This is a genomic window from Neorhizobium sp. P1_A6 (genome assembly GCF_056406795.1).
In genome coordinates this window covers 363,570-387,908 of sequence record NZ_JBFTZM010000002.1, presented here as the reverse complement: position 1 = coordinate 387,908, position 24,339 = coordinate 363,570, and the positions used below count along the sequence as shown (strand labels likewise).

Below are 24,339 nucleotides of genomic sequence, written 5' to 3'. Positions count from 1 at the left end.
CAGGGCGATGCGGGAGCACGGCGCCCGCCGGCGCCGTGCTCTGTTGTGTGGGAGGATCAGCTCACTTGGCGCTGCTGATGACTTTCTGGGCGTCTTCCAGCGAATATTCGACATTGGCGACGCCGCCCTTCTGGGTACTGGCGAGGTTCGTTTCGAGATTGGCCTGGTCGATGCGCAGGAAAGGAACAACCAGGTCCTTCTTCACCTGCTTGCCGTCAAGGATCTGCTGCGCCACCCAGAAGGCGAGCGTCGAGACGCCGGGCGCGATCGAGACCGACATGGTCTCGTAGCCGTTCTTGTCTTTCTGCTGCTTCCACCAGACGAGTTCGTCCTCGCGGTTGCCCATAACGATGGTGGGGGTCGGTCGGTTCGCTGCGGCGAAGGCCTGTGCCGCACCATAACCGTCGCCACCCTGGGTCACGACTGCCGTGATTTCCGGCAGGCTCGGAAGGATGCCCGCGACGGCGCGTTGCGCGACATCCTGAGCCCAGTCGCCGTTGACGGCACCGACGATCTTGAACTGCGAGTTTTTCTGCACGCCCGCCTGGATGCCGGCGTGGATTTCATCATCGACCGAAACGCCGGCGAGGCCGCGGATCTCCAGAAGATTACCACCCTTCGGCATCTTCTTGGCGAGATATTCGATCTGGCTTTCGCCCATCCCCTTGAAGTCGACCGCGATGCGCCAGGCGCAAGGCTCGGTTACGATGCCGTCGAAGGAAACGACCGTGATACCGGCGTTGCAGGCCTCCTTGATGGCGCCGTTGAGGGCAGTCGGCGAGGCGGCGTTGATGACGATCGCATCATAACCCTGCAGGATCATGTTCTGGATCTGCGCGGCCTGCTCGGTCGCCTGATTTTCTGCGGTCGTGAACGGATCGGCAGCGGCGACGATCTTCTTTGCGACGGCGTCCTTGGTGATCTTGTCCCAGCTGGTCAGCATCGCCTGCCGCCAGGAATTGCCAGCATAGTTGTTGGAAAGGGCAATCTTCTTGCCCGAAGTTTCGGCCAGGGCAGAGAACGGCCCGGCAACGCAAGCGATAGCGACAGATGCGAAAAGCATCTTTCTGATGATCATGATTTCCTCCCTAGAGTTCCCAACGGGGTTCTCCTCGGGCCGCTCCTCAACGGTGGCCGAAGATAGTGTTTGCGCTGAGCCCCGTTTGCTCAGTAGGAGGAGAATGGAGGAGAAATCAGATGTTGTATAGGCGCATACAAGCAACCTTTCTGCGGGTGCTCGCGCAAAATATGCGGGTTCCCGCAAGACAAGAACCACAACGAAGCGTCTAATGGTTTCAAGGACTGGAGGAGGTCAGTCATGCTCAATCGGGCGCGAAACGCGTTGTTCGACCGCTATCTCGGCATCTCCCGGCTTCTTGCCGGCCAGCTCGATTTTAATGCTATCATCCAGGCGGTGGCCGCCGAGATCAGCCACATCATTCCGCACGACCATCTCGACGTCTGCATCAAGATGGTGGATGGCAAATACCACATCGCTTACGAAAGCGGACTTGCGACTGCCTGGAGCCAGCAGCCGCCGGCGCTCTTGACCGGCAGCCCGATCCGCACGCTTTTGGCCGGAGAGGTGGATTTCCTTTTGTCGCCCGATGCCTGTGCCGACCCGCGCTTCCATTTCGAAGGCGCCTTTTCGAGCCCGATTATCGCGCTTTCCTTGAGGAGCAGGCTGCATGTGCCGCTCAAGGTCCAAGGAGATATCATAGGTGCCTTGAGCTGTTCCAGCCATGAACGTGACAGCTATTCGATGGAGGATGTCGAGAACGCCCGTTCGATCGCCGACCTCTTGGCACCCTATTTCTTTGCATTGAGGGCGGCCGAACAGGCCAAGCGCTCGGCGATCGTCGAGACGGAGGCACGTGCCCGCGAGGAGGGGCTGCGGCTGGGGGCGCTGAAACTGACGGAGGCGCTGGAGGCCGAACGCCAGAGGATCGGCATGGACCTGCACGACCAGACGCTTGCCGACCTGACGCGGCTCTCACGGCGCATGGAGCGGCTGTCGAGGCTTGCGGACATGCATGGCGATGCGCTCGAACCGCTCTGCCGCACCCTGCAGCAATGCATGCACGATCTTCGTGAGATCATCGAGGAGGCCAAACCGACCGTGCTGCAGCTGTTCGGCGTGGCGGAGGCGATCGAGAACCATCTCGAACGCTCGGTGCGCGAAAGCGGGCAGCCAATCGAATGGCGGATGATTGACGAAAGCGACGGAGCACTTGTTGACCTCGACCAAACCGTGGCGACGGCCCTGTTCCGCATCGTCCAGGAAGCCGTCAACAACGCCATCAGGCACGGCCAGCCGAAAACCATCCTGGTGCGTCTTGCGAGCCGCAAGCGGATGCTTTCGATCGAGGTGGACGACGACGGCAATGGCATTTGCAGCCCGCAGGACAAGGCGGGCCATGGGATCGACAACATGAAGACACGGTCGCGGCTCATCTCCGCGCGGTTCGAGATGGCCGGTCATGCCGACCGTCGCGGCACATCCGTGAAGGTCACCCTGCCCGTCGGGCCGAAGCGCCTGGTGGAGCCATTGTCATGAGGGTCCTGATCATCGAGGACGACCCGCTGCACCGGTCCTATCTGCACGAGGCGGTGCGGGCCGCATTGCCGGAATGCGACACGGTCCTGGAGGCGGAAAACGGCCATGCCGGTGAGGTGCAGGCGCGCCAATCGCGGGCCGAGCATGTGGTCATGGACCTGCAGATGAGCGAGCGAAACGGCATCGAGGCGGCCCGCACCATCTGGCGCGAGCGGCCGGACACCAAGATCCTGTTCTGGTCGAACTATTCCGATGAAGCCTATGTCCGCGGGGTGGCACGCATCGTTCCGGAAGGTGCGACCTATGGGTATGTGCTGAAATCAACCTCCGACGAGCGGCTGAAGCTGGCGCTGCGCGGCGTCTTCATGGAGTCGCAATGCGTTATCGACCGCGAGGTGCGTGGCATCCAGCAGAAGAGCCTCGGCAATGCGCATGGTTTAAGCGATGCGGAATACGAAATCCTGGTGGATGTGGCGCTCGGCCTGACCGATAAAGCGATCTCCCAGCGCAAAAGGCTCTCGCTGCGGAGCGTCCAGAACCGTCTCCAGCAGCTTTATGAAAAGCTGGATGTGTACGAAGTGCCGGGCGACGGACCGGAGGGCTGGTACAATCTCCGCATGCGGGCCGTTGCCGTGGCGCTGCTTCGTAAGGTGCTGAACGCCAGCGCGCTCGAAAGGGCCGAACGCGAATTGCGCAATTCAGGCGGGAATTAAGTGGCGAGGCGGCGGCCCGCCTTTCACCGAGTGCCGGGCTTTGACGTGCCCTGCAGCAAATCCGCTTCATCGGCAACAATCGAGGCAGCTTCGTTCTGCAGGACGTCTTTGGCGTTCTTGCGGGCGTTTTCAATAGCAAGATCAGCACTCAGGCTACGCTCGTTTGCTTCCAGACCATCGTCTCCACTGCGAGACAAACCGTCGTTGGTTTGCTCGCGCGCCTTGAGACGGGCTGCCAAGGCAGCCAATTCGTTTTGACGTTCGGATTCATTGAGAGAAATGACGCGCTTTTCGCGCTGCGCCTTCAATTCGGCGGCGTCTTCGACAAAATGCTGGAAATTCCGGTCGTTTTGCACCCGAGCATCGTGGCGGCTTTTTAGCTGCGGCAGCAGTGCCGCCATATTGCCCGCGGCCGTATACTTCGCAGGCTTGATCTGGGCCCATGGCAGCGCGTTGTCATAACTCGCCTCGCCAAGGGTCTTAGGGTCCGAAAGGCCCGGCAAGCTGATATCGGGTGTCACACCCCGCAACTGTGTCGTCCCACCGTCGACGCGGAAAAACTGTGCAATCGTCAATTTCAGCTCGCCGAATTTCGGTTTGCTGTTGTGGGCGACATTGTCGAGATTGATAACGGTTTGTACGGTGCCCTTGCCRAAACTAGGCTCGCCGACAATCACACCGCGACCGTAATCCTGTATCGCTGCGGCAAAAATCTCGGAGGCCGACGCTGAACCGCGATTGATCAGCACACCGACCGGGCCTGTCCAGGCGGGCGCGGATAAATCATCGCTTTCTACCTCGACCTTCCCTTCGGCGTCGCGTTGCTGAACCACCGGGCCTTTGCCGACGAACAGGCCTGTCAAATCGATCGCCTCGGCCAATGATCCTCCCCCGTTATCGCGCAAATCGATCAAAACGCCGTCGACGTTTTCCCGCTTGAGTTCGCCAAGAAGCTTGGCAACGTCACGGCTTGCGCTTCTGTAGTCCTTGTCGCCTTTGCGCCGCGCGTCGAAGTCCTCATAGAACACCGGCAGGGTAATCACCCCAATTCTGCGCGCCGCACCGCGGTCCTCCACGGATAGGATGGCCTTTTTCGCGGCCTGTTTTTCGAGGCTTATTTTGTCCCGCACCAGGCTGATGACGCGGTGGCTCTCGCCGGCGTCTGCCGGCAGGACGTCCAGGCGGACAACGGAATCTTTGGTCCCGCGTATCATTTGCACGACTTCATCAAGGCGGGTGCCCACGACTTCTTTTACGGTGCCATCCTCGCCCTGACCGACCCCGATAATACGATCCCCGACCGCCAGCTTTCCGGACAGTTGCGCGGGCCCTCCCGGTACGAGTTCACGGACGGTCGTATAGCCATCGCGTTCTTGCAATACCGCGCCGATACCAACCAGCGAAAGCTTCATCGAAATGTCGAAGTTGGCCGAAGCGGCAGCACCGAAATAATCCGTGTGCGGATCAACCGACGTGGTGTAGGCGCCCATGAATGACTGGAAAACGTCGTCGCTCTTGTACGTATAGGCGCGCTCGAGGATATTTTGATAGCGCTTGTCGAGCGTCTCGCGAATCGCCGCATCGGCTTTGCCGGCCAGCTTCAAACGCAGCCAATCGCCTTTGACGCGTTTACGCCACAGTTCGTTCCTTTCCTGCTCCGACTGCGGCCAGGGTTCTTCGTCGCGGAGAAAAGAGTAGCTTTCCCGCACGCTGAAATCGAAATCCTGCTTGAGCAAGCTGCGCGCATAGGTCATGCGATCCACAACGCGCTGCGCATAGATATTAAAAATCGAAAACGGAATATCCAGGTCTTCCTGGACGATGGCATCATCGATCTTGGCGCTGCCAGCCGTGAACTTGTCGATGTCGGCTTGCAGGAAGAGCATACGGTCCGGATCCAGGGACTTGATGAACCGATTTGTAATCTTGACGGATAGCGCATCGTTGAGCGGAACCGGCTTATAGGCATATCGCGTCAGCAATTGTGCGCTCAAATGAGCGGCTTGCGCTTGGCCCTGCAGCGGCGACAAAGCCGGCGGCGGCCCAACTTCCAGCGCATATGCCGATGGCGCAATTGCAAGGAATATGCCGAGAAAACCGTAGTGAATGCGCATTCGACTTTGATCCCATTTGCAACGTCGAGACTATAGTGTTGGGATCTTGGTGCAACAATTATGGCGTTTTGGCAACGATATCCGCGAAAGGTGCATCCGCCACGAAAACACTGGCTCCGGGCGATCGCTTGATCGCCGACACAGGCTCCGGCGTCATGACCTCTGAAAACCTCCCTGCAGATGACATTGTCGGCGCATATGGAGGCACAGCATTGGTGAGAGGGCCGGTCGCTTGCTGTCAGAATAGTCGATGTAGACCGTGTGGTCCGCCTTTGAGGGAAAGAATTACGCGCCGCTTCTTGTTCGGCCGCCATCCACATGAATGATCTGCCCGGTAATAAAGCCCGCTTCATCGGAGACCAAAAAAGCCAGAGCGTCTGCCACGTCCCTGGGCACGCAGGCGCGCCTGATGGTCTGTTGGGATATGAGCCGCTCCATCATCTCGCCGGCGGACGGCCCGCCCGGGGGCAGGCGTCCGGCGAATCCCTCCGTGAGAACGACGCTCGGAGCGAGTGAATTCACCGTGATGCCCCTGTCTGCAAGTTCGTTGGCGAGTGCCTTCGTGACAGCGTGAACGGCGCCCTTGCTGGCAATGTAGGCGAGGTCGCGCGTCTGAGGGTGAAGCGTCACTGCAGATCCCGTCGTTACGATTCTTCCCCAACCTGCAGCAGCCATCGCCGGGACAAATTCTCGGGCGAAGTGAACAATGGATTCGACATTGATGGCGTGAACGCGCCGCCAGACCTCGGAAGTGACGGTCTCGAGCGTCGTGATAGGCATATAGGCGGCGTTATTTACAAAGATATCGCAGCAACCGAACAGGTCGAGAACGGTCGATGCAGCGCCTTCAATGTTCCAAGGTTCGCTGACATCGCAGACGAGTGCATATTTCTGTCCGTTGCCGGAAAGCGACGGCAGGAGTGGGGTGGCGTCGTCCCTGTCGATGACCACGACGTTGGCTCCGTCCGCCGCAAGGCGTTCGCAATAAGCCCGGCCTATACCGCGGGCGCCGCCGGTCACGACAGCAGTCTTTCCTTCGAGTGACATCACAGATATCCTCCCGCTGAAGGCAGGCCGTCGAGCCCGCGCAGAAGAACGGTCTCGACCTTCTTCACGATGACGCGGTCCTGTCGGATCCGTGCAAGCCCTTCCTGCCACCGTGGATCCGCATGAAAGCTATCCCAGTTGCTCTGGACATCTTCGAGCCTCGAATGGCTCGATATCTGGAAAAGCCTGTCAGTGGTTTCCTCCGTCCAGAAGCCTACCGGCATGATGCCGAATTCCGGCATCATGGGAAGGGCGAGTTCGGCAAGGACCTGCAACAGAGTCTCCATCTCGCCCTCGAGGACGTCATAGATCCGCAGGTCATACGCGCCGACCGTAGCCAATTGTGTGATCGTGTCGTTCATCGTCTTTCCTTCTTTGACTTGGACCGCGTTGGCTGACGTGAACGCTTACGGTGCAGAACCCGCCTTCGAGGCGCGGGTTCTGCATTTCAGTCAGCCTGCGTAATATTCCGGGCGACCGAGGTCGCTGAGAAGGCTCACCTCCCGCGGCTGCCAGCCGAGGAGTGCGCGCGTCCTCGTGCTGGAAGCCGCCATGTCGCTTCCCGCGAAATGGGCGAACCAGCCGAAATGCTCGCGCGGCCGGGACTCGACCGGAAGACCAAGCGCGGCTCCGATCGCTTCGGCGATTTGCCTGAAGGGCACACTCTCTTCTGCGACGGCGTGATAGACCGCTTCCGTGACACCTGTTTCCAGAGCAAGGCGATAGACGCGGGCGGCGTCACGACGATGAGTGCCCGACCAGCAATTGGTGCCGTCGTCGACATAGGCGGAGACGCCTGTCTGACGGGCGAAACGGATCAGGGTCGGGACGAAGCCATGATCGCCAATGCCATGCACCGAAGGCGCAAGGCGCACCGTGGCCGCCCGCACGCCGGGCTCGGCGACAGATCGCGCCGCGACCTCCGATTTGCGCGGAAACGCCGGGTTTGGAAGATCGGCTTCGGTCGCCCCGCGAGGCAGACCCATCAGACCGGAGGTGACGATCAGCGGGCGGCTGCTTCCCACCAACGCCTCGCCGAGGGTTTCGATCACGCGCCGGTCCTGCTCGACATTCTCGAGGAACTTGGACAAATCGTCGTGATTGAAGGCGGTATGGATGACGGCGTCGGCCTTTGAGGCCGTTGCGCGCAGGAGCCCAAGGTCGTCCAGCGAACCTTCGACGGGGGTCGCGCCGATGGCGGACAGCGTGGCTGCCTTTCCGCTTGAACGACAAAGACCGCTCACCGTATGGCCGGCACCGATCAGGTCCTCGACAACCGCAGAGCCGACCCAGCCGGTGGCGCCTGTAACGAATACATGCATTTTCATTCTCCTATGGGTGGTTTGTTGGCGTGGGTCTCGGCATCAGCCGAGGCGGATGGAAAGCTCGATGCCCTCGGCGACCTGGGTCGAGAGGTAAGAGGCGGTCTGCGAGCGGACGTGTTTCAGGTATTCCGGGCTGAAGTCGACGTCGTCGGCAAGGACAAGCGCGCCGGGCCTCAACCGATCCTCGACCAGGGCGAGTATGTCTTCATAGAGGGCCTTGGCGCCGTCGAGCACGAGCAGGTCGATGCCTTCCGGCAGATCGCTTGCAAGCGTCTGAAGCGCGTCGCCTTCGCGCACCTCGACAAGATCCGAAAGCCCTGCTTCAGCGATGTTCCGGCGGGCGCGCGCCACCTTGGACGGCTCGAACTCCGTGGTGATGATGCGACCTCCGCCGTTGTCGCGGAGCGCGGCTCCGAGGAACAGCGTCGAGACACCGAAAGAGGTGCCGAATTCGACGATGGTTTTTGCTTTCATGCTCCTCGCAAGCATATAGAGAAGCTCGCCCGTTTCCTTGGATACGGGCAGCCAGAGGTCTTTCAGCCGGCTATAGAGGTCGAGATATTCGGTCTTGCTTGTCAGCAGGCGGTCGCGTTCTTCCTCCGACATTGCTGCCATGGCGGGGCTGGTAGCGGCGTCGGCCTGCTTGAAGAGGCGGTCCAGCAAGGGAGCGAGCGGAGCGCTCAAAAGGGTGGAATTCATGATCAGAACCGTTCGTGTTTCCGTTGATTGCGTTGAGGCAGAAAATACGATTAATTAGTCGCGTTTGCTAATCGCTTTACGGGGCTGAGACATGAACGACCGGGCAAGCTATTCAATTTCCTCGAGAAAATTGCCGAAGCAGTCCCGCTCGGAAGAGTTGGTGAAGGCAATTCTCGAGGCTGCCGTTCGCGTTTTGGCTGAGGAGGGCGCGCATCGCTTCACCACCGCGCGGGTGGCTGAGAAGGCCGGCGTCAGCGTCGGCTCGCTTTACCAGTACTTCCCCAACAAGGCCGCTATTCTGTTTCGTCTGCAGAGCGACGAATGGCGGCAGACCACCAGCCTGCTGGGCGATATCCTGGGCGACCGCTCGATGCCGCCGCTCGCAAGGCTCCGCAGGCTTGTCCACATGTTCATTCAGTCCGAATGCGACGAGGCTGCGGTTCGCGTTGCACTGGACGACGCCGCACCGCTCTACAGAGATGCGCCGGAGGCTTTGGAGGCACGCGAGGCAGGCAGCCGCAACATTGACGCTTTCATGCTAGAGGCGCTGCCACGGTCTCCAAAGACAGTCCGTAACATGGCGGGTGACCTGATATTCACGGCAATGAGCACCGTCGGGAAAGAGTTTTCTGAGGCACAGCATGACGCGGCGGAGATCGAGGGGTTCGCCAATGCAATGGCCGACATGTTCGAAGCCTATATGCGCAAGCTCGGGGGTGATGAACTTTTGCCATAGGCGCTGCCGTGTGGACGTGGAAGTCTCCGTGATCCCGAATTCTATCAGCGGCTGACTCTTTTCCAGAGCCTCGATCGTCTTTGCAATATCGAAGCAAAGGAGCAGGACCGATGAGTCTCAAGGGTAAGAATGTCGTCGTCACCGGTGGAAGCCGCGGGCTCGGCCTGGTGCTGGTGGAGGCACTTGTTGATCAGGAGGCAAGGGTCACGGTTGTGGCGCGTCAATCCGATGCGCTCGAGGCTGTCCGAACCCGACTGGGCGTTTCGACGATTGCCGCCGATGCCAGGGACGAGGCCGCCGCACACCGTATCCTTGCGGACGTTCGGCCGGATATACTTGTGCTGAACGCCGGAGCGAAACCGCCGATGGAGCGATTGGACAAGATCAGTTGGGCCGATTTCACCGCGACCTGGGAGCACGACGTCAAAGCCGGGCTACACTGGCTGCAAGGCGCGCTGAACCTGCCGCTCGAACCCGGGACCCGGGTTGTCGTCGTGTCGAGTGGCGCGGCCGTCGATGGATCGCCGATGTCAGGCGGCTATGGCGGCGCCAAACGCATGCTCTGGTTCATGGCCAAATATGCCAATCGGGTTTCCGAGCAGAGGCAGCTTGGTATCCGTTTCCAGGCAATCCTGCCTCGGCAAGTGATTTTAGGCACCGGCATCGGTGACATCGCCGCCAGCGCCTATGCCCGGGCCATGGACATCGAACCCGAAGCATTCGTGGCGCGTTTCGGGGCGCCGATGCCACCGAGGCTCTTCGGCGAAAACGTGGTGGCTGTGCTTGACAATCCGGCTTATTCTGATGGGTTCGCATTCGGATTGTCTGGCGACAAGGGCGTGGACATAATGGAAAGGTTTGCGGATTGAGTGCTGGATTGTCGGAACCGGACCGCGGCACACGGGCTGAGTTCGCAGTCCTGGCCGAGGCATTGCGGCCGGAGTTACATCGCTATTGCGCCCGCCTCATGGGATCGGTGATCGATGGCGAGGATGTCGTTCAAGACACCTTTGCCAAAGCTCTTGTTGCCCTTGAAGACCTGCACGAGGCGCCGCACCTGCGGGCTTGGTTGTTCAAGATCGCTCATAATCGCGCCTTGGATTTGTTGCGCGGCCGGGCGATCCGTGCCGCGGAGCCCGTCGAGGCCGCGGAAAACGTCGTCGACGAAATCAATCTCGATCCCTTGGAGAGTCTCATGCATGAAGAAGCGATGCACACTGCGGTGTCGCGGTTTTATGAACTCCCTGTCCTGCAGCGCAGCGCCGTTATATTGAAAGACGTGCTCGACGAACCTTTGGCAGAGATAGCCTCGTTGCTCGGCATCACAATTGACGCGGTGAAGGGGCATCTGGCGCGGGGACGTGCGCGGCTCCGGGAGATCAATGCGCAAAGCATCCCCCTTCCGAACCGGACGGCCCCCTCCCCTGCCGTGGTGCGCTACGTTTCGCTGTTCAACCAGCGGGACTGGAATGGTCTGCGCGCGCTCCTCGCCGAGGACGTGAAACTCCGGCAGTCCTCGCACCCGCTACGCTCCGGGGCTGCAGACGTCGGTCTGTTCTTCACGATCTACGCCAAGTGCGACGAAATATGGCTTGTCCCGGCCTGGCTGGAGGGCCGGCAGATCATCGCCGTTTTCAGCGGCCAAGGCGACCCAAAACCGACCCACCTCATGTGGCTGGAATGGAGTGGCGAACGGATCAGTTTTATCCGCGATTATCGCTACGCTCCTTACATTGTCGATGATGCGGAGCTGGTGTTCTGATCCAGCCCAACCCGATTTTCGCCCGTCCGCCGACGTCCATCCCGAAAGCGGTGTGAAACCATCACAACATGCATCTTTCGGGATGGTCCATCGATGACATCGACGGCTACGAGGGAACCACTGCGTAAAGGCGCTGATCCCTCCGATCAGGCGGCCACGCGCCGCCTTTTCACGACATCGCGGCCGGTCGGCTAACAAGCGAGGAGCGGATGAGGCTCAAGCGCTGGTGAACAGATCGCCCGTATAGAACTGTTCCGGGGGCAACGGATCCTTCACCGTGCCGAACTCCTGAAACATCTTGTTGAAATCCGCCAGCCACTTGTTGACTGTGCCGTCCCTTGTGAAGGCGTCCAGTTCTCTGCTTGTCAGCATCTTGCGGCTGCGGGCGACCTTCTCGGTCGCATCTGCCGGGGCATTGAGGAAGGCCGTCGTAATCTGAATGGACCGGTCGATATTCGCGGCGCGGTAATCCATCGCCTTTTTCATGACACGCAGGAATTTCTTCACGAGATCCGGGTTCTGCTGGACGATTTCGTTGCGGGCGACGAAGGTGTTGATGAACGACGTCTGCGGATAGAAATCCTGGTTAGACGCCAGCTCCTTCATATCCGGAACGCGCGGTTTGATCGTGTCGATCAGTGGATACCAGATACCGGCACCGTCAATCTGCTTTGACGTGAACGCGGAAACGATCGTTGCAGGATCCATCGGCACGACCTGAATGTCGCCGACCGTCATGCCGGCCTTGGTGAGCGTCATGCGGAGGATCATATCGCCGGAAGTGCCCTGCGGCACTCCGACCTTCTTGCCTTTCAGATCCTTGATCGTGCCGATATTGCCCTGCACGATGACGCGGTCGGAAAATCCGATATCGTTCACGCCGACCACTTTGGCTCGACCGCTCGCTGGCAGCCAGAGCGCTCCGGGGCCGATCGTGCCGAAATTCAAGCTGCCGGCGCCCATCGCCTGGATCTGGATCGGGCCGTTGGTGAAAACTTTGACCGACGGCGTGATACCTTCCGCCTCCCAGAGCTTCTGGTCCTGAGCGATTGCCAGGACACTGGCATTGGGAAAGTCGGCAATGTAGCCGATGGTCATGTCAGCGGATTGGGCGCTTGCCTTTCCGCCGATGGAAAATGCGCTCGCCGCAGCGGCGACCGCCGTCGTCTTCATCAGATTACGTCTCGTCAGCATGTTCATTTCCTCCCTGTAACAGCCGATGTTTTTGAAAGCTTCAGGCCGCGGCCGGATGGTAGACCGACCGCCACACCTCGTTGCGCAATGTCGAGAATTCGGGCGAAAGGCGCATCTCCTCGGTGCGCGGATAGGGCAGATCAACCGGAATTATTTTGTGAAGCCGGCCCGGGCGGGCAGCCATGACGACGACGCGGCTCCCAAGATAAACGGCCTCGTCGACGTCGTGGGTAATGAACATCACCGTGCGCCGCTCCTTGCTCCAGGTGGCCAACAACTGATCCTGAAGCTGCACGCGGGTCAAAGCATCCAGCGCGCCGAAGGGCTCGTCCATCAGCAATATCTTCGGATTGACCGCATAGGCCCGCGCAATCGCGCAGCGTTGCTTCATGCCGCCGGAAAGCGTCTTCGGCAGGGAGTTCGAGAAGTCGCTCAAGCCCACGAGGCCGATGAAATGGTCCGCAATCTTGCCGCGCTCCGCCTTCGGGTGACCTGCAATCTGCAGGCCGAACTCGACGTTCTGACGAACTGTCAGCCACGGAAAGAGCGCGTATTGCTGGAAGATCACGCCACGTTCAGGCCCCGGTCCCCTGACCGGCACGTTATCCACCAGCACCTGTCCGGACGACGGATTGGTAAGGCCCGCCGCGATATTCATGGCCGTCGACTTGCCGCAGCCGGACGGGCCAACCACGGTGATGAATTCGCCGTCCTCGATATCGAGGTTGAGCCCCTGCAACGCGTTGAAGGAGGTCTGCCCTGCGATGCTGAAAGTCTTGGTGACGCTTTGGAACGAGATTTTTGTGTTCATAGCTTTTCCTGCCAGGCGGTCAGCACGCTATCGGTCGTCTGAACGATGCGGTCCATGATGAGACCGAGCACGCCGATCGCGATGAGGCTGACGAAAATCGTCGGAAGATCGTAATAGAGCTGCGCCTGCTGCATGCGGAAGCCAAGGCCCGATTGCGCGGCAATCAGTTCGGCCGCGACGACGGTTGCCCAGGACGACCCGAGGCCGATGCGGACGCCGACCATGATGTAGGGCAACGAGGCGGGCACGATAACTCGCCGGAAGATGGTGAAGTCGTTGGCACCAAGCACGCGTGCGGCGTTGATCAGCGTTCTATCGACGTTGACGACGCCCTGATACGTCGCCACGACGCTCGACAGGAAGGACGCCAGGAAAATGACGAAGATCTTCGGTGTTTCATCGATGCCCATGGTGACGATCGCCAGGGGGATGATGGCAAGCGGCGGGATGGTGCGGAAGAACTGCACGTAAGGCTCGATGATGCCGCGGGCAATGCGATACCAGCCCATCAGGAAGCCCACAGGGATTGCCACCGCGATGCCGAGCGCAAAGCCGGTAAAGACACGGCCAAGGCTCGAAATCGCATCCGACCACAAAAGCCCGTTCTGCGCCTGGATCACCGCCTGCTTCGCCACGGCAAGAGGCGTCGGAAGGCCGACGACCCCCTGTGACGTCACGACAGCCCAGAGAATGATGCCGACAGCCACGGCGGCGATGTTGACCGCCATCATTGCGATCGAACCGGACATGAGGGACGACCGGCTGGCCGGCTCGGGCTTTTCTTCACTCGTTGTGATGGACAAGGTCATGTCTCCCTCCGGGAAGCTGATCCGTCCCGGCAATATCGATGGCTCATCGCGCACCCGCCATGACGTCACGCGTCTTGAAGTTGGATTCGATCAGCCAGTCGCGCATAACATCCAGAAGCTCGCGCTTCCGTTCCGCATGGGCCGGATCGCTCCAGAGGTTCCTCACCTCCTTTGGGTCGTTCTCGAGGTCGAACAGTTGTCCGTCCTCAGAGCCCTTGAAGTGGACGAGCTTCCACCGGTTGCTCCTCACAGCGGTCATGAACTCGACGCCGCCGGCCATCGCCACGTCGCCGATCTGTTCGCAGAACACGTGGTCGCGCGGCGTCCAGTCCTTGCCTTCGAGCGCCGGCTTAAGGCTTTTTGCTTCGAAGGTTTTCGGCGGCACAATGCCGGCATATTCGAGGATGGTCGGGCCGAGGTCGAAGAGCTGGCAGAGACCGTCGACCGAGCGTCCACCCTCAAACCGGCCGGCCGTCGACCAGATGACGGTCGGCACGCGGGTGACGACGTCATACATCGACCATTTCTGAATCAAGCCATGCTCGCCCAGGCATTCGCCGTGATCGGAGGTGAAGATGACGATGGCATCTTCGAGATAGCCGCGCTCCTGAAGCGAACCGAGCAGCTCGCCAACCTTTTCGTCGATCAGCGTGACATTGCCAAGATAATGCGCCCAAAGCCGCTGCATCTGATCTTCAGACGGGTCGAGGCTCCAGACGACGGAGTCGTGATCGACCTCCACGTCGTGCTGGCGCTTGTCCTTCAGCTCCTGATGGAGAGAATCCAACTCTTCTTTCGTCGGCCTTGGCAGCGGCAGATCGTTGCGCCTGAGATACGGCTCGGTATAGCGCGCCGGCGGATCGAACGGCGGATGCGGCCCGGGGAAACCGACCTGCAGGAACAGCGGCTCGGTCGTCGGATAGGTCTCGACCCACCACTTCGCCATATTGCCGACGAAGGCGTCGGAATGCAGCGCCTCGGGCAGTTTCCAGTCGAAGCAGCCCAGCCTGTCACGATAGTCGTCGAGTTTACGGTAGTGTTCGCGCTGCTGTTTGACGAGGCCGTTGGCGGCCAGGGCCTTGTCCCACTCGTCGAAATACCAGCGGCCTTCCATATAGCGATCCTTGTTTTCCACGACGTAGCGCTCGTGGAAACCGGAATCCGAATTGTAGGGGATTGTATGCATCTTGCCGACGTTGACGCAGCGATAGCCGGCGTCACGTAGCTGCTCGACCCAGGTCCGCTGCCATGCCTGGCCGTTGGCCAGAACGCCCGTCGTATGCGGGTGGTAACCGGTGAACAGGCTTGCGCGCGAGGGAACGCAGCTTGGCGCATTGACGTGGCAATTGGTAAGCGCCACGCCYTTTTCGACAAGTCCATCAATATTGGGGGTCACGGCATAGGGGAACCCGAGCGCCGATATCGAGTCGTAGCGCTGCTGGTCCGTCATGATCAGAATGATGTTTGGCCTTTCAGCCATATAGTGCTCCTCCGCGTCGCCGATAGCTGGCTTTCGCCTGCCGTGTCAGGCGAAAGAACGACTTCGGTCCCTCTTTCGCTTGCCTCCATTTCAAAAAGATGGCATAAAGTTACCGTTAACGCAACGATCACTCACGGGATTTTTTTGAGCTGAGATGACGATTGAACTTTCCGACAAGGTAGCCCGCAACGTCCCGACCCTTGCTTCGATCGCCGAACGGGTGGGCGTTTCAGTCAATACCGTCTCGCGCGCCTTGCGCGCCCCGCACACGGTCCGCATCGAACTTCGCCGTCAGATCAATGCTGCGATGGAGGAGCTAAATTACGTGCCGAACCGGCTCGCCGGCGGGCTTTCGGGCACGCGCTCGGACATTGTTGGCGTTGTCGTCACCTCACTCTACTATTCCGAATTCGCCAACATCATCGATACGCTGCAATCAGCTTTGCTGGAGCATGACCTGCAGGTCATGCTCGCCAATACAAGGTACAATGCCGACCAGGAGCTGCGTCTCGTCCGGTCCATCCTGAGCTGGCGGCCGGCGGCCGTTGCCATCATCGGCGTCGACCATCCCCCGAAAGTCGTCGAGCTTCTGAAGGCAGCCGACATCCCGATCATCGAGATGTGGGACACGGGCGGTGAAGTGATTGATACCGCCGTTGGGTTCGATCATGCACGTGTCGGCGCAGCGCAAGCCAACCATCTCATAGGTCAGGGTTATCGGCGCCTGGCCTTCGTTGGCAGCGTTCGCGAAAACGATAAACGCGCCCAGAAGCGTTTGAGCGGGCTGGAAGCTGCGGCAGCGACGGCCGGCCTCCCCGACATCGTCAAGCATACGGCGCAGCAAGGCGGCAGCCCCGAACTCGGGGAGCGGCTTGCAAGCGAGCTTCTGGAACGCCATCCCGAGATCGACGCAATCGCCTGCAACAGCGATGTCGTTGCGTTTGGCGTGCTTCGGGCACTGCGGAAACTCGGCCGGCGCGTTCCCCAAGATATCGGCGTTGTTGGATTTGGAGACAACGAGGCGGCGAGCTGCGTTAGTCCCTCCCTAACGACGGTTCGCCCTGATCGCGAGCGTATTGGCAAGCTGACGGCCGAGGCGATCGTCGCACGGATCAACGATGCCAAATCATACACCGCACCCGTCGAATGGGAGCTTATCGTTCGGGAAAGTACAGTTCGATAGCTCCCGGCCATCCAAGGCGGTTGAAGCGTTCGTCTCCAGCGTTCGTTCGACATCCCACTCTCGGTCCATCTCCGCCAGTCTTGTTTCGATCTGCATCGCGATCCGGCAAATGTCGATCATCGCATTCCGGGGATTGACAACGATTGCGTTAGTAATGTTATAACATACAACGAATCTTGACCAAGGTGGCCATCAATCTGGAGACAAGTCATGTCACCGCAGAAAATTAAACCAACCCCGGTGGCAGTTTTGACCGGCTATCTCGGTGCTGGCAAAACCACGCTTCTCAACCGCATCCTGATGGAGCCGCACGGAAAGAAGTTCGCCGTCGATGAGATCGGGATCGACAAGCGAGGGCCGTCACCCGTCTCGTCTTTTCTCACTCGAAACCGTCTGCTGACAGCTGTCGCGTCAGGCCTCATCTTTGCTGCTTCCGGAGCGTTTGCCGATGATGATCATGAGACGAAAGAGGCATGGCGCCTGTTTGTCGGCGATCATACGAATCCAGTCGTCCGCGCCATCGACTTCGAGAACGGCAAGGAACTCGGCCGCTACGACGTCAAGGGTCCTGCGGCGCTGACCGCCAGCGCGTCCGGCCGGAGCGTATTCGCCACGCAGTCGGATCATGACATCGTGCACGTCCTCAAGACTGGCATCGATTTCTCCGATCACGGGGAACATCGGGACCTGGAGGTCTCCGAGGTGGGGCTGTTGCCCGTGACTTTCGAGGGCAAGCGTCCTTTCCACGTCGTTCCGCATGACGACCATGCGATCCTCTTCTACGATCGAGGCGGCAAGGCGGATATCATCGACGAAGCGGCTCTTCTCGAAGGCAGGGCTGACGTGAAGACAATCGACACGACGAAGCCGCATCACGGCGTAGCGGTAACGATGGGTCGTTTCGTGCTGGTGTCGGTTCCAAACACCGAAGTCGAAACCAAGCCCGACGAACTGCCGCCGCGGGTCGGACTTCGCGTCGTTGACGAGACGGGCAGGCAGCTCGGCGACGTCGCGAAATGCACCGATCTTCACGGCGAGGCCACTTCATCCCTGCTGGTTGCTTTCGGTTGCAAGGAAGGCGTTCTTGTCGCCCGTCCTGGCGGACTTGATGGACCGAAACTGGAAATGCTCGCTTACCCATCTGACATGCCGAAAGGTTCGACTGGTACCTTGCTTGGCGGTAAGGCAATGCAGTTCTTCCTCGGCAACTACGGCGAGGACAAAATCGTCCTGATCGATCCGGACAGCGAGAAGCACTTCCGGCTGATCGCCCTGCCCACCCGCCGCGTCGACTTCCTGCTGGACCCAGCAACGCCGCGCAGTGCCTACATCCTGACGGAGGACGGTGATCTTCATGTGCTGGATGTGATCAAGGGCGAGATCGTTCGCAAGGGAAAAGTCACCGAGCCCTACAGCAAGGACGGTCACTGGCGTGATCCGCGGCCGCGTCTTGCCGTCGCGGACGGTCATGTCGCCATCACCGATCCGCGGCATTCGCTGGTTCGCATCGTCGATGCGGAGAGCCTGAAGGAAGTCCGCACGATCCCCGTCGAAGGAAAACCCTTTACGATCGTTGCCGTCGGCGGCTCCGGTGCCTCGCATTGAGGCGATATCCTTCGGTCCGCAATTGCAACGGCAGTTCCGGACCAGATCGTTTCATCGGGAGATGACGATGCAACATGCCCTCCCCGGCTCCTGATCACCTGCGAGACGACGGGTTGAGGTGCAGCGTTGACAGGCAGAGGAGGCCGTGTAAGTTCGCGGCGTCAAGGTTCTTCCGTCCTCGGACGGAAGCTAAGAGGGAATCCGGTCAAAACCGGAGCTGTCCCGCAACTGTGAGCGGTGAGCCCTTCGCCCAACATGTCACTGGCAGCCAATGCCGGGAAGACGGGCGATCAAGGCTTTGACCCGCGAGCCAGGAGACCTGCCTGACGATAGAAGTTCCGTGGTCGGGGTGTGCCACAGGAATGACGGTTTCGTCGGGCTATCTGTGCCTGCCGGAACCTTCATTTTTGCTGCCTCCTCCTTTGAGTGAGACGAAGGCAGTGAAACCACAGGGATTATCCTCCCAGAACGTATCCGGGCGCGCCGTCCTGCTGATTGCGAAATCCGCCTTTGCGGCATCGCCGCATCTGGAAATGCAACGGCTCGCAAAACTTGCAGCTGGCGTGACCGGAGCCGGAACGGTTCGGGTCGCCTTTACCGAACAGGGTACCCCCTCCCTGCGCGACGCGCTGTCCGATCTGCTCGACGAGGATGCCGAAACCGTCGTTATCGTGCCGCTCGTCCTGCCCATGGAGCCGAGCTTCCTTATCTGGCTGACGAAATCGCTGAAGCGCTGGAAAGCGGCCGATAGCCGGCGCTGGCCGGCCCTTTCGATCACCCGGGATATCGCCTCGAGCACGTTGATGGCGCGGCTGATAGGCGAACTGCTCGAAACCGCCGAAGCACTGGACGTGCCGCAGACCGACACGCCGCCCGTTGCCGAGGGATCGCTCGTGCCGGCCCAGAAACGCCGCGTGCTCGTCTGCCAGGGCGGTCCCTGCAACGCGGCCGGAGCCGATGTGATCTGGGGACATCTGCGCAACCAGCAGGAGCGGCAGAACCTGCGCACTGCCGGCGACGGCACGATGACCGCAAAATCCACCTGTCTCGGTCCCTGCAATCTGGCGCCCGTGCTGCAGGTATTTCCGGAAGGAACCTATTACGGCGGCGTCAACGAAGATGCGATCGACCGGATCATCGGCGAGCACCTACTCGGCGGTGGGATCGTCGAGGACTTCGCCTATCACCCAACGGGCCGCAAGCAGCGGCTTCGCACCCCATCCGAATAGAACAAGAGGAAAGAGAATTGACGTCGCACACTCTATCGCGCCTGGCCGCCGCCTGGCTCAGTGCCGCCATCTTTGTCACCGCAGGCACTGTCTTTGCAGCCGAGCCGGTTCGCGTCGGCGCCACCTACATCACCAGTGGCACGGACCCGGCCAAGGGCTCGAACGGCTGGGCGCTGGTCAGCCACGGGGTCGGCGAGAACCTCTTCACCGTCGATCGGGACGGCAAGCTCGTGCCTGAACTGGCCGAAAAGGCGCAGCGCACCGGCGACCTGACCTGGACCGTGACCCTGAAACACGGCCGCCTGTTTTCCGACGGCACGCCGGTGACAGCCAAAGCGCTGGCGGCGGGTTTCGACAACACATTTGCCAGCAACAAGGCGGCGCTCGCCACCGGTGGCAAGCTGACATTCGAGGCGGCCGACGACCTGACGCTGAAGGTGACAACCGAAAAGCCGGCGCCTTTCATCCAGGCGCTCTTCGCCGAATGGCCGCTGATCGCGTACAAACCCACCGCGGCCGGCAACGCCGTCTTCAGCGGTCCTTATCGAATCTCGGGCTTCAAGGCGGATGCCTCAATCACGCTCGAGCCTAACGCGCATTTTGCCGGCGCCGACAAGCGTTCGCCGGTTAATTTCCGCAAGTTCGGTGATGCGCAGACCCTGACGCTGGCGCTGGAAGCCGGCGAGCTCGATTTGGCTTTCGGCTTGCCGTCGGAAGTCGTGAGCCGGCTCCAGACAAACCCTGATCTGGCGATCAAGCCGTTCCCGGTCGGATACCAGTATCTCGCTTTCTTCAACACTGCCCGGCCGCCGATGGATGATGTGAAAGTGCGCCAGGCGATCGATCTGGCCTTCGACCGCAAGGAGCTTGCCACCGCGATCAACGGTGGCGACCCCGCCACCGGCGCCTACGCCTCCTATTTCCCCTTTGCGGGCAGAGAGGCACGCCCGACCGACCCTGCCAAGGCCGCAGCGCTTCTCGACGAAGCCGGCTGGGCAAAAGGCAGCGGCGGCATGCGCGAAAAAGGCGGCAAGCCGCTGCGTCTGCTGGTCATAACCTATCCGCAGCGTCCTGATCTCGTCACCATGCTGCCGGTGGTCAAGGCGGAACTCGCAAAGATCGGCATCGCCATCGATACGCAGGTGGTGGAAAACATCCAGCAGATGGCTGCGGCCGGTGACTTCGACATCGCGCTCTGGGCGCAGCACACTGCCCCGAGCGGCGATGCCGCCTTCTTCCTGAACTCGATGCTGAGAAGCGGCGCTTCGCTGAACTATGCGAAATATGCTTCACCCGACTTCGACGCGATCCTCGATCGATTTGCGACCGAAGGCGATCCGGCAAAGCGGGTGGCGATTGCGCTGGATGCCCAGCAGAAGCTGTTCGACGATGCGCCCGCCTCTTTCCTGGTGTCGCCCGTCTGGTATGTCGGCCTGTCGAAGCGGCTGAAGAACTATGAGCCGTGGGGATCCGACTACCACGTGCTGCGCGCCGATATCGGCGAGACGGAGTAGGGCCACGTGATGGGACTGGCCCGGTTCGGCATACAATCGATAGCGGGGCTGCTGGTGATTTCGCTCGCCTCTTTCTCGGTCATAACATTGATGCCGGCCGATCCGGTTGCGATCGCCATTCGCGTCTGGAGCCTGCCGGCGACGGATGAGACCGTCGCGGCGTTGAGGGCGGAGTGGGGCCTCGATCAGCCCGTGCCGCTTCGCTATCTCCATTGGCTGGCAGATTTCCTCGGCGGAGATTGGGGCCGTTCGTTTCGGACTGGAGAGCCCGTACTTGCCGAATTCGTTGAACGGCTGCCGGTTTCGCTGTCGCTCGGTCTCGCCGGCCTGGCGCTGGCGATCGCGCTGGCAATTCCGCTCGGGTTCTTCTCAGCGGCCTATCCCGGGAGTGTTGCCGATCGGATGAGCCGGGCTCTGTCGGTCGTCGTCCAGGCAGTGCCGGCCTTCTGGCTGGGCCTTGTCCTTCTCTGGGTCCTCGGTGTGCAGTTGCGCTGGGTCAGACCCTTCGCCAATGATTGGACGGCAATCGTCCTGCCCGTCCTGCTGATCGCGCTGCATTCGGTTGCCGTTCTCTCCCGCGTCTATCGGCGCGACCTGAAGGAAACCGCCGGGCAGGCGCATTTTCGCACGGCGCTTGCCAAAGGCCTTTCGGAACGCCAGGCGCTCTGGCGGCACGGCCACCGCAGCGCTCTCTACGCCCTGCTGTCGGCGCTCCGTTCCGAAGCAGGCTGGGTGATCGGCAGCACCGCGACCATGGAAATTCTCTTTGGCCTTGCCGGCATCAGCCAGTTCCTTGTTCAAAGCATCGCGGCGCGCGACCAGATGGTGCTGCAGGCCTATGTTATGGTCATTGCCGTCTGGATGCTTGTATTGAATGCCAGCGCCAATCTCGCCATGCGCCTTCTCGATCCGCGTCTCGCCCGATGCCCCGGTTGACCGTGCTTGCGGCGCTCGCCGTCTTTTTGTGTGTCGGTGGTTTTTGGCAGCCCTATGATCCCGATACGGTGGACATGCTTGCCCGTCATTCCGGCATGACCGCCAGCCATCTGCTCGGTACCGATCATCTCGGTCGCGATCTTCTGTCGCGGATCATGGCCGGCGGCTGGCGGACTGCCTGCGTCATCCTCTCGGTCGGCGCCATCGGTTTTTTGTTTGGCACCCTGCTGGGCACCGCCGCCGCCGTCCTTGGTGGCTGGCGCGAGAAGGTGATCCTGCGCTTCTGCGAGTTCTTCATCATGATGCCGACGCTCATCGTCGCACTGACGGCGGCGGCGATTTTCGGCCTGTCGCCGCTCAGCGCCGGACTGGCGCTCGGCTTGGCTGGCGTCGGGCCGCATGCGCTGCTTGCGCATTCGCTCAGTCAGCGGGTGCTCGGCCAGCCGTTCATGCTGGCAGCGAGGAGCCTCGGCGTTGCGCCGGCACGGATGATTACCGGGCATCTTCTGCCGAATACTCTGCCGCTGATGTTCGCCTATGTCGGCAACCAAGCGGGGCTTGCCGCAGTCGCCTACGCCTCGCTCGCCTTCATCGGCCTTGGGGCCGACCCGTCGAAGCCGGATTGGGGATCGATGCTGTTCGAATATCGCGTGTTTATCTTCGACCACCCGATGCTGATGATCTGGCCGGGGACGGCGGTTGCATTGACTGTCTCGGTGATAAACCGGGTTTTTGACGACGGCCAGGAGTGACTGCGTTTCGTCTGGTTTTCTGACGATCGATCACCGGCGCCGTGACACGGCTGCTGATCGAACGCTCATCGCGCAAGCACGCCGAACGGTGAAACCGACTTCAGGTCGGGATCCGCGATATCGGTCGCTCTCGCGACCTCAGCATGGCTCATGCTGTAGCCGTAGTCGAGGGCGCGCACACCGTCCATGATGAAGAGCTGGGCTTTGTCCAGGCCGGGTCGCAGGTTCCCCGTCACGGTGACCACCTCGTACACCCTCGAAAGATGGAATGGCTCGTCTGCTACGACATGGACCAATTGGTTCGGCGGTGGAGCCGCACTATGACTGCAGGCGCCGGCCCAGGGCACCAGCATGAACTCGTAGACGAGGTCGCCGTCCTGATCGACGGGCAGGATGAACCCGGTCAGCTCTACTGCACGGCTTTCGTCACGCCACGCGAGTGTTTCGCCCTGGGAGCGACTGGACGCCATGCCTGGTAACGCGACATCTAATCTCGATTGATCCGCAGGCCGCAAGGCGCTCCAAAGAACCGACTGGGGACCTGCATAGGCGCCGGACGCCGAATAGGTCATCCCGATCAGGATCGTCGTCAGTTTCAGGAGGAAAAGCGCGCGCCTCATCTGCATCTCCATGAGCGCAGCGCTCTCGCAAGAGAGAGGCCACTGCTGACGTGGATGTTAGCCCTATTTATCCACTTGGGTCAAAGCCAAGGTTGAAGGCGCGAGGTCAGAGTTTTCGTGTGGTCAGTCCAGTCGAACCTCAAAGGAAGCCTTCACATATCGGAACCGGCCGTGGCGGCGGTGCAGGATGATCCTGGGTGTATTTGGTGATGATCGGCTCCAGCGTCTCCTTCGCCCAGAACTTCGGCGCGCCGATCTCCTGCAGGCACGTGGCGTTCCAGTAAAGTCCTGATTTCTCCGGTGCCTTGCCCGTCGCCAGTGCCTTGGAGACAGCCGCGATGTCTTTTGACTCCGGATAGACGTAGAGGGTCGTCGGATTGTCCTTGACCATCGACAGCACCTGGGGCGTCTCCGATGGCGACCAGCTGGTGCAGCCATCACTGCGGCCGCCCGCATAGGTCACCAGCTTGCCACGGGGAACATATCCGTCGCGGTTGGCGTATGGACTATCCGGCTTCTTCATCATGCAGATGCCGGAGACGAGTGCGGAGGCATGTCCGCCTATCGCGCGCTGCCTGGCGTTCGCAGTTTCTCCGACGCCGTCGAACTGCACGAACGACCTGGTCAGGACCGTCTCTTGCTTCGGGGAAACGCTGTAGTAGCCCTTGAAGGAGGCCTTGATCTCGCTGGTCAGATAGGCCCCGCCTGCGGTCAGATTGGAGTTGAGGGCATTGCCGAAGTTCTTCGCGCACTGCCGTCCATTGGTGAAGTTTGCGACGCCCAGCAGGTTGCGGCCCCCGCCGTGCCCCGACGAAATTACGCGAAAGGACTGCTCAGCCTCACAGATGATGTAGAACCGCCCCCCTGCAGGCCCTTCGGTCAGGTCGTTCGGCCGCGTAGCGTCCATGGCGAAGTAGCAGGCGTTCCTGATCTTACCTTGCGACAGCTTTTCCTGATAAAGCGCACGTGCCCTTTCCAGCACCATCGGCGCGATCTGGCCGTTTCCGGCGCCGACATGGGCGTTCAGCCAATTCGGGAGCCGGGACGCGCCTTCGGAGGCGAAGGATGCGGAAGGCGCGGATAGACAGGCGACAGCGGATAAAAATCCAAGATATTTGAGAAGTATGAGCTTCGGGTTCACGAACACTCTCCGGGAATGACATTTGTGAAGGTCGGCCATCATGGTTGAGGAAGATTTAACAGCGGACCTCCAGCCTCGTCGCAACGATCTGCGAATAGTCGCTTCCCATCGG

At 60.6% G+C, this 24,339-nt stretch carries 23 protein-coding genes and 1 riboswitch; of the genes, 11 read left to right on the top strand and 12 right to left on the bottom strand.

Annotated features, from left to right (window positions below; translation table 11 throughout):
• Positions 1-61 precede the first annotated feature (61 nt).
• Positions 62-1,078, bottom strand: coding sequence for a substrate-binding domain-containing protein (locus AC1D3C_RS05960; RefSeq protein ID WP_477482216.1), 1,017 nt, complete (start codon positions 1,076-1,078; stop codon positions 62-64).
• 240 nt (positions 1,079-1,318) lie between these two features.
• On the opposite strand from AC1D3C_RS05960, the gene AC1D3C_RS05955 reads away from it, so the two are divergent.
• Both AC1D3C_RS05955 and AC1D3C_RS05950 read left to right on the top strand, forming a co-directional pair.
• Positions 1,319-2,557, top strand: coding sequence for a GAF domain-containing sensor histidine kinase (locus AC1D3C_RS05955; protein WP_247033385.1), 1,239 nt, complete (start codon positions 1,319-1,321; stop codon positions 2,555-2,557).
• The gene (locus AC1D3C_RS05950; protein WP_247033386.1) at positions 2,554-3,270 is read left to right on the top strand and encodes a response regulator transcription factor; all 717 of its coding nucleotides are present in this window, start codon (positions 2,554-2,556) and stop codon (positions 3,268-3,270) included. Before AC1D3C_RS05955 ends, AC1D3C_RS05950 begins: the two co-directional genes overlap by 4 nt.
• 23 nt (positions 3,271-3,293) lie before the next feature.
• Here the strand turns inward: AC1D3C_RS05950 and AC1D3C_RS05945 are convergent, their stop codons facing one another.
• From AC1D3C_RS05945 to AC1D3C_RS05925, 5 genes are all read right to left on the bottom strand, one after another.
• On the bottom strand, positions 3,294-5,384 hold the full coding sequence (locus tag AC1D3C_RS05945) for a carboxy terminal-processing peptidase (RefSeq protein WP_477482215.1): 2,091 nt from the start codon (positions 5,382-5,384) through the stop codon (positions 3,294-3,296).
• 285 nt (positions 5,385-5,669) lie between these two features.
• Entirely contained in the window at positions 5,670-6,431 is a 762-nt protein-coding gene (locus tag AC1D3C_RS05940; protein ID WP_477482214.1) for an SDR family NAD(P)-dependent oxidoreductase, read from the bottom strand.
• A complete protein-coding gene (locus tag AC1D3C_RS05935) occupies positions 6,431-6,793 on the bottom strand; it encodes an NIPSNAP family protein (protein ID WP_247033390.1) in 363 nt (120 codons plus the stop codon). The genes AC1D3C_RS05940 and AC1D3C_RS05935 overlap by 1 nt, the downstream gene beginning before the upstream one ends.
• A gap of 90 nt (positions 6,794-6,883) precedes the next feature.
• On the bottom strand, positions 6,884-7,753 hold the full coding sequence (locus AC1D3C_RS05930; protein WP_477482213.1) for an SDR family oxidoreductase: 870 nt from the start codon (positions 7,751-7,753) through the stop codon (positions 6,884-6,886).
• 42 nt (positions 7,754-7,795) lie between these two features.
• The gene (locus AC1D3C_RS05925) at positions 7,796-8,455 is read right to left on the bottom strand and encodes an O-methyltransferase (protein ID WP_477482212.1); all 660 of its coding nucleotides are present in this window, start codon (positions 8,453-8,455) and stop codon (positions 7,796-7,798) included.
• A 91-nt stretch (positions 8,456-8,546) separates the two neighbouring features.
• On the opposite strand from AC1D3C_RS05925, the gene AC1D3C_RS05920 reads away from it, so the two are divergent.
• From AC1D3C_RS05920 to AC1D3C_RS05910, 3 genes are all read left to right on the top strand, one after another.
• The gene (locus AC1D3C_RS05920; RefSeq protein ID WP_477482211.1) at positions 8,547-9,191 is read left to right on the top strand and encodes a TetR/AcrR family transcriptional regulator; all 645 of its coding nucleotides are present in this window, start codon (positions 8,547-8,549) and stop codon (positions 9,189-9,191) included.
• A 110-nt stretch (positions 9,192-9,301) separates the two neighbouring features.
• On the top strand, positions 9,302-10,060 hold the full coding sequence (locus AC1D3C_RS05915; protein ID WP_477482210.1) for an SDR family NAD(P)-dependent oxidoreductase: 759 nt from the start codon (positions 9,302-9,304) through the stop codon (positions 10,058-10,060).
• Positions 10,061-10,068: 8 nt separating this feature from the next.
• The gene (locus AC1D3C_RS05910; protein WP_477482209.1) at positions 10,069-10,953 is read left to right on the top strand and encodes a sigma-70 family RNA polymerase sigma factor; all 885 of its coding nucleotides are present in this window, start codon (positions 10,069-10,071) and stop codon (positions 10,951-10,953) included.
• Positions 10,954-11,169: 216 nt separating this feature from the next.
• On the opposite strand, the gene AC1D3C_RS05905 is transcribed toward AC1D3C_RS05910, so the two are convergent.
• The 4 genes from AC1D3C_RS05905 to AC1D3C_RS05890 form a co-directional block, all read right to left on the bottom strand.
• Positions 11,170-12,129 (bottom strand): aliphatic sulfonate ABC transporter substrate-binding protein, encoded by a 960-nt coding sequence (locus AC1D3C_RS05905; protein WP_040125811.1) that lies wholly within the window; start codon positions 12,127-12,129, stop codon positions 11,170-11,172.
• A gap of 58 nt (positions 12,130-12,187) precedes the next feature.
• A complete protein-coding gene (locus AC1D3C_RS05900; protein WP_477482208.1) occupies positions 12,188-12,958 on the bottom strand; it encodes an ABC transporter ATP-binding protein in 771 nt (256 codons plus the stop codon).
• Positions 12,955-13,707, bottom strand: a complete 753-nt coding sequence (locus tag AC1D3C_RS05895) for an ABC transporter permease (protein ID WP_041366411.1) — start codon at positions 13,705-13,707, stop codon at positions 12,955-12,957. Before AC1D3C_RS05895 ends, AC1D3C_RS05900 begins: the two co-directional genes overlap by 4 nt.
• Before the next feature lie 103 nt (positions 13,708-13,810).
• On the bottom strand, positions 13,811-15,247 hold the full coding sequence (locus tag AC1D3C_RS05890; RefSeq protein WP_477482207.1) for a sulfatase family protein: 1,437 nt from the start codon (positions 15,245-15,247) through the stop codon (positions 13,811-13,813).
• 154 nt (positions 15,248-15,401) lie between these two features.
• Here AC1D3C_RS05890 and AC1D3C_RS05885 point away from each other — a divergent pair, with 154 nt between their 5' ends.
• The 6 genes from AC1D3C_RS05885 to AC1D3C_RS05860 all read left to right on the top strand — a co-directional run bounded on the left by AC1D3C_RS05885 (position 15,402) and on the right by AC1D3C_RS05860 (position 22,466).
• Positions 15,402-16,430: a LacI family DNA-binding transcriptional regulator gene (locus AC1D3C_RS05885; RefSeq protein WP_477482206.1), complete on the top strand. Its 1,029-nt coding sequence runs from the start codon at positions 15,402-15,404 to the stop codon at positions 16,428-16,430.
• Positions 16,431-16,640: 210 nt separating this feature from the next.
• Complete coding sequence (gene aztD / locus AC1D3C_RS05880; protein ID WP_477482205.1) at positions 16,641-18,035, top strand: zinc metallochaperone AztD; 1,395 nt, start codon at positions 16,641-16,643, stop codon at positions 18,033-18,035.
• Positions 18,036-18,181: 146 nt separating this feature from the next.
• Positions 18,182-18,376, top strand: a riboswitch (cobalamin riboswitch).
• A gap of 99 nt (positions 18,377-18,475) precedes the next feature.
• A complete protein-coding gene (locus tag AC1D3C_RS05875) occupies positions 18,476-19,264 on the top strand; it encodes a (2Fe-2S) ferredoxin domain-containing protein (RefSeq protein ID WP_477482204.1) in 789 nt (262 codons plus the stop codon).
• A gap of 17 nt (positions 19,265-19,281) precedes the next feature.
• Entirely contained in the window at positions 19,282-20,778 is a 1,497-nt protein-coding gene (locus AC1D3C_RS05870; protein WP_477482203.1) for an ABC transporter substrate-binding protein, read from the top strand.
• Between the two features lie 9 nt (positions 20,779-20,787).
• Positions 20,788-21,714 carry an ABC transporter permease gene (locus AC1D3C_RS05865; RefSeq protein ID WP_477482370.1) on the top strand — a complete coding sequence of 309 codons (927 nt, stop codon included), beginning with the start codon at positions 20,788-20,790 and terminating at the stop codon, positions 21,712-21,714.
• Positions 21,702-22,466 (top strand): ABC transporter permease, encoded by a 765-nt coding sequence (locus AC1D3C_RS05860; protein ID WP_477482202.1) that lies wholly within the window; start codon positions 21,702-21,704, stop codon positions 22,464-22,466. Before AC1D3C_RS05865 ends, AC1D3C_RS05860 begins: the two co-directional genes overlap by 13 nt.
• A 65-nt stretch (positions 22,467-22,531) precedes the next feature.
• On the opposite strand, the gene AC1D3C_RS05855 is transcribed toward AC1D3C_RS05860, so the two are convergent.
• The gene (locus AC1D3C_RS05855) at positions 22,532-23,086 is read right to left on the bottom strand and encodes a DUF3299 domain-containing protein (protein WP_477482201.1); all 555 of its coding nucleotides are present in this window, start codon (positions 23,084-23,086) and stop codon (positions 22,532-22,534) included.
• Positions 23,087-23,225: 139 nt separating this feature from the next.
• Positions 23,226-24,227: a hypothetical protein gene (locus AC1D3C_RS05850; protein WP_477482200.1), complete on the bottom strand. Its 1,002-nt coding sequence runs from the start codon at positions 24,225-24,227 to the stop codon at positions 23,226-23,228.
• Between the last annotated feature and the right edge of the window lie 112 nt (positions 24,228-24,339).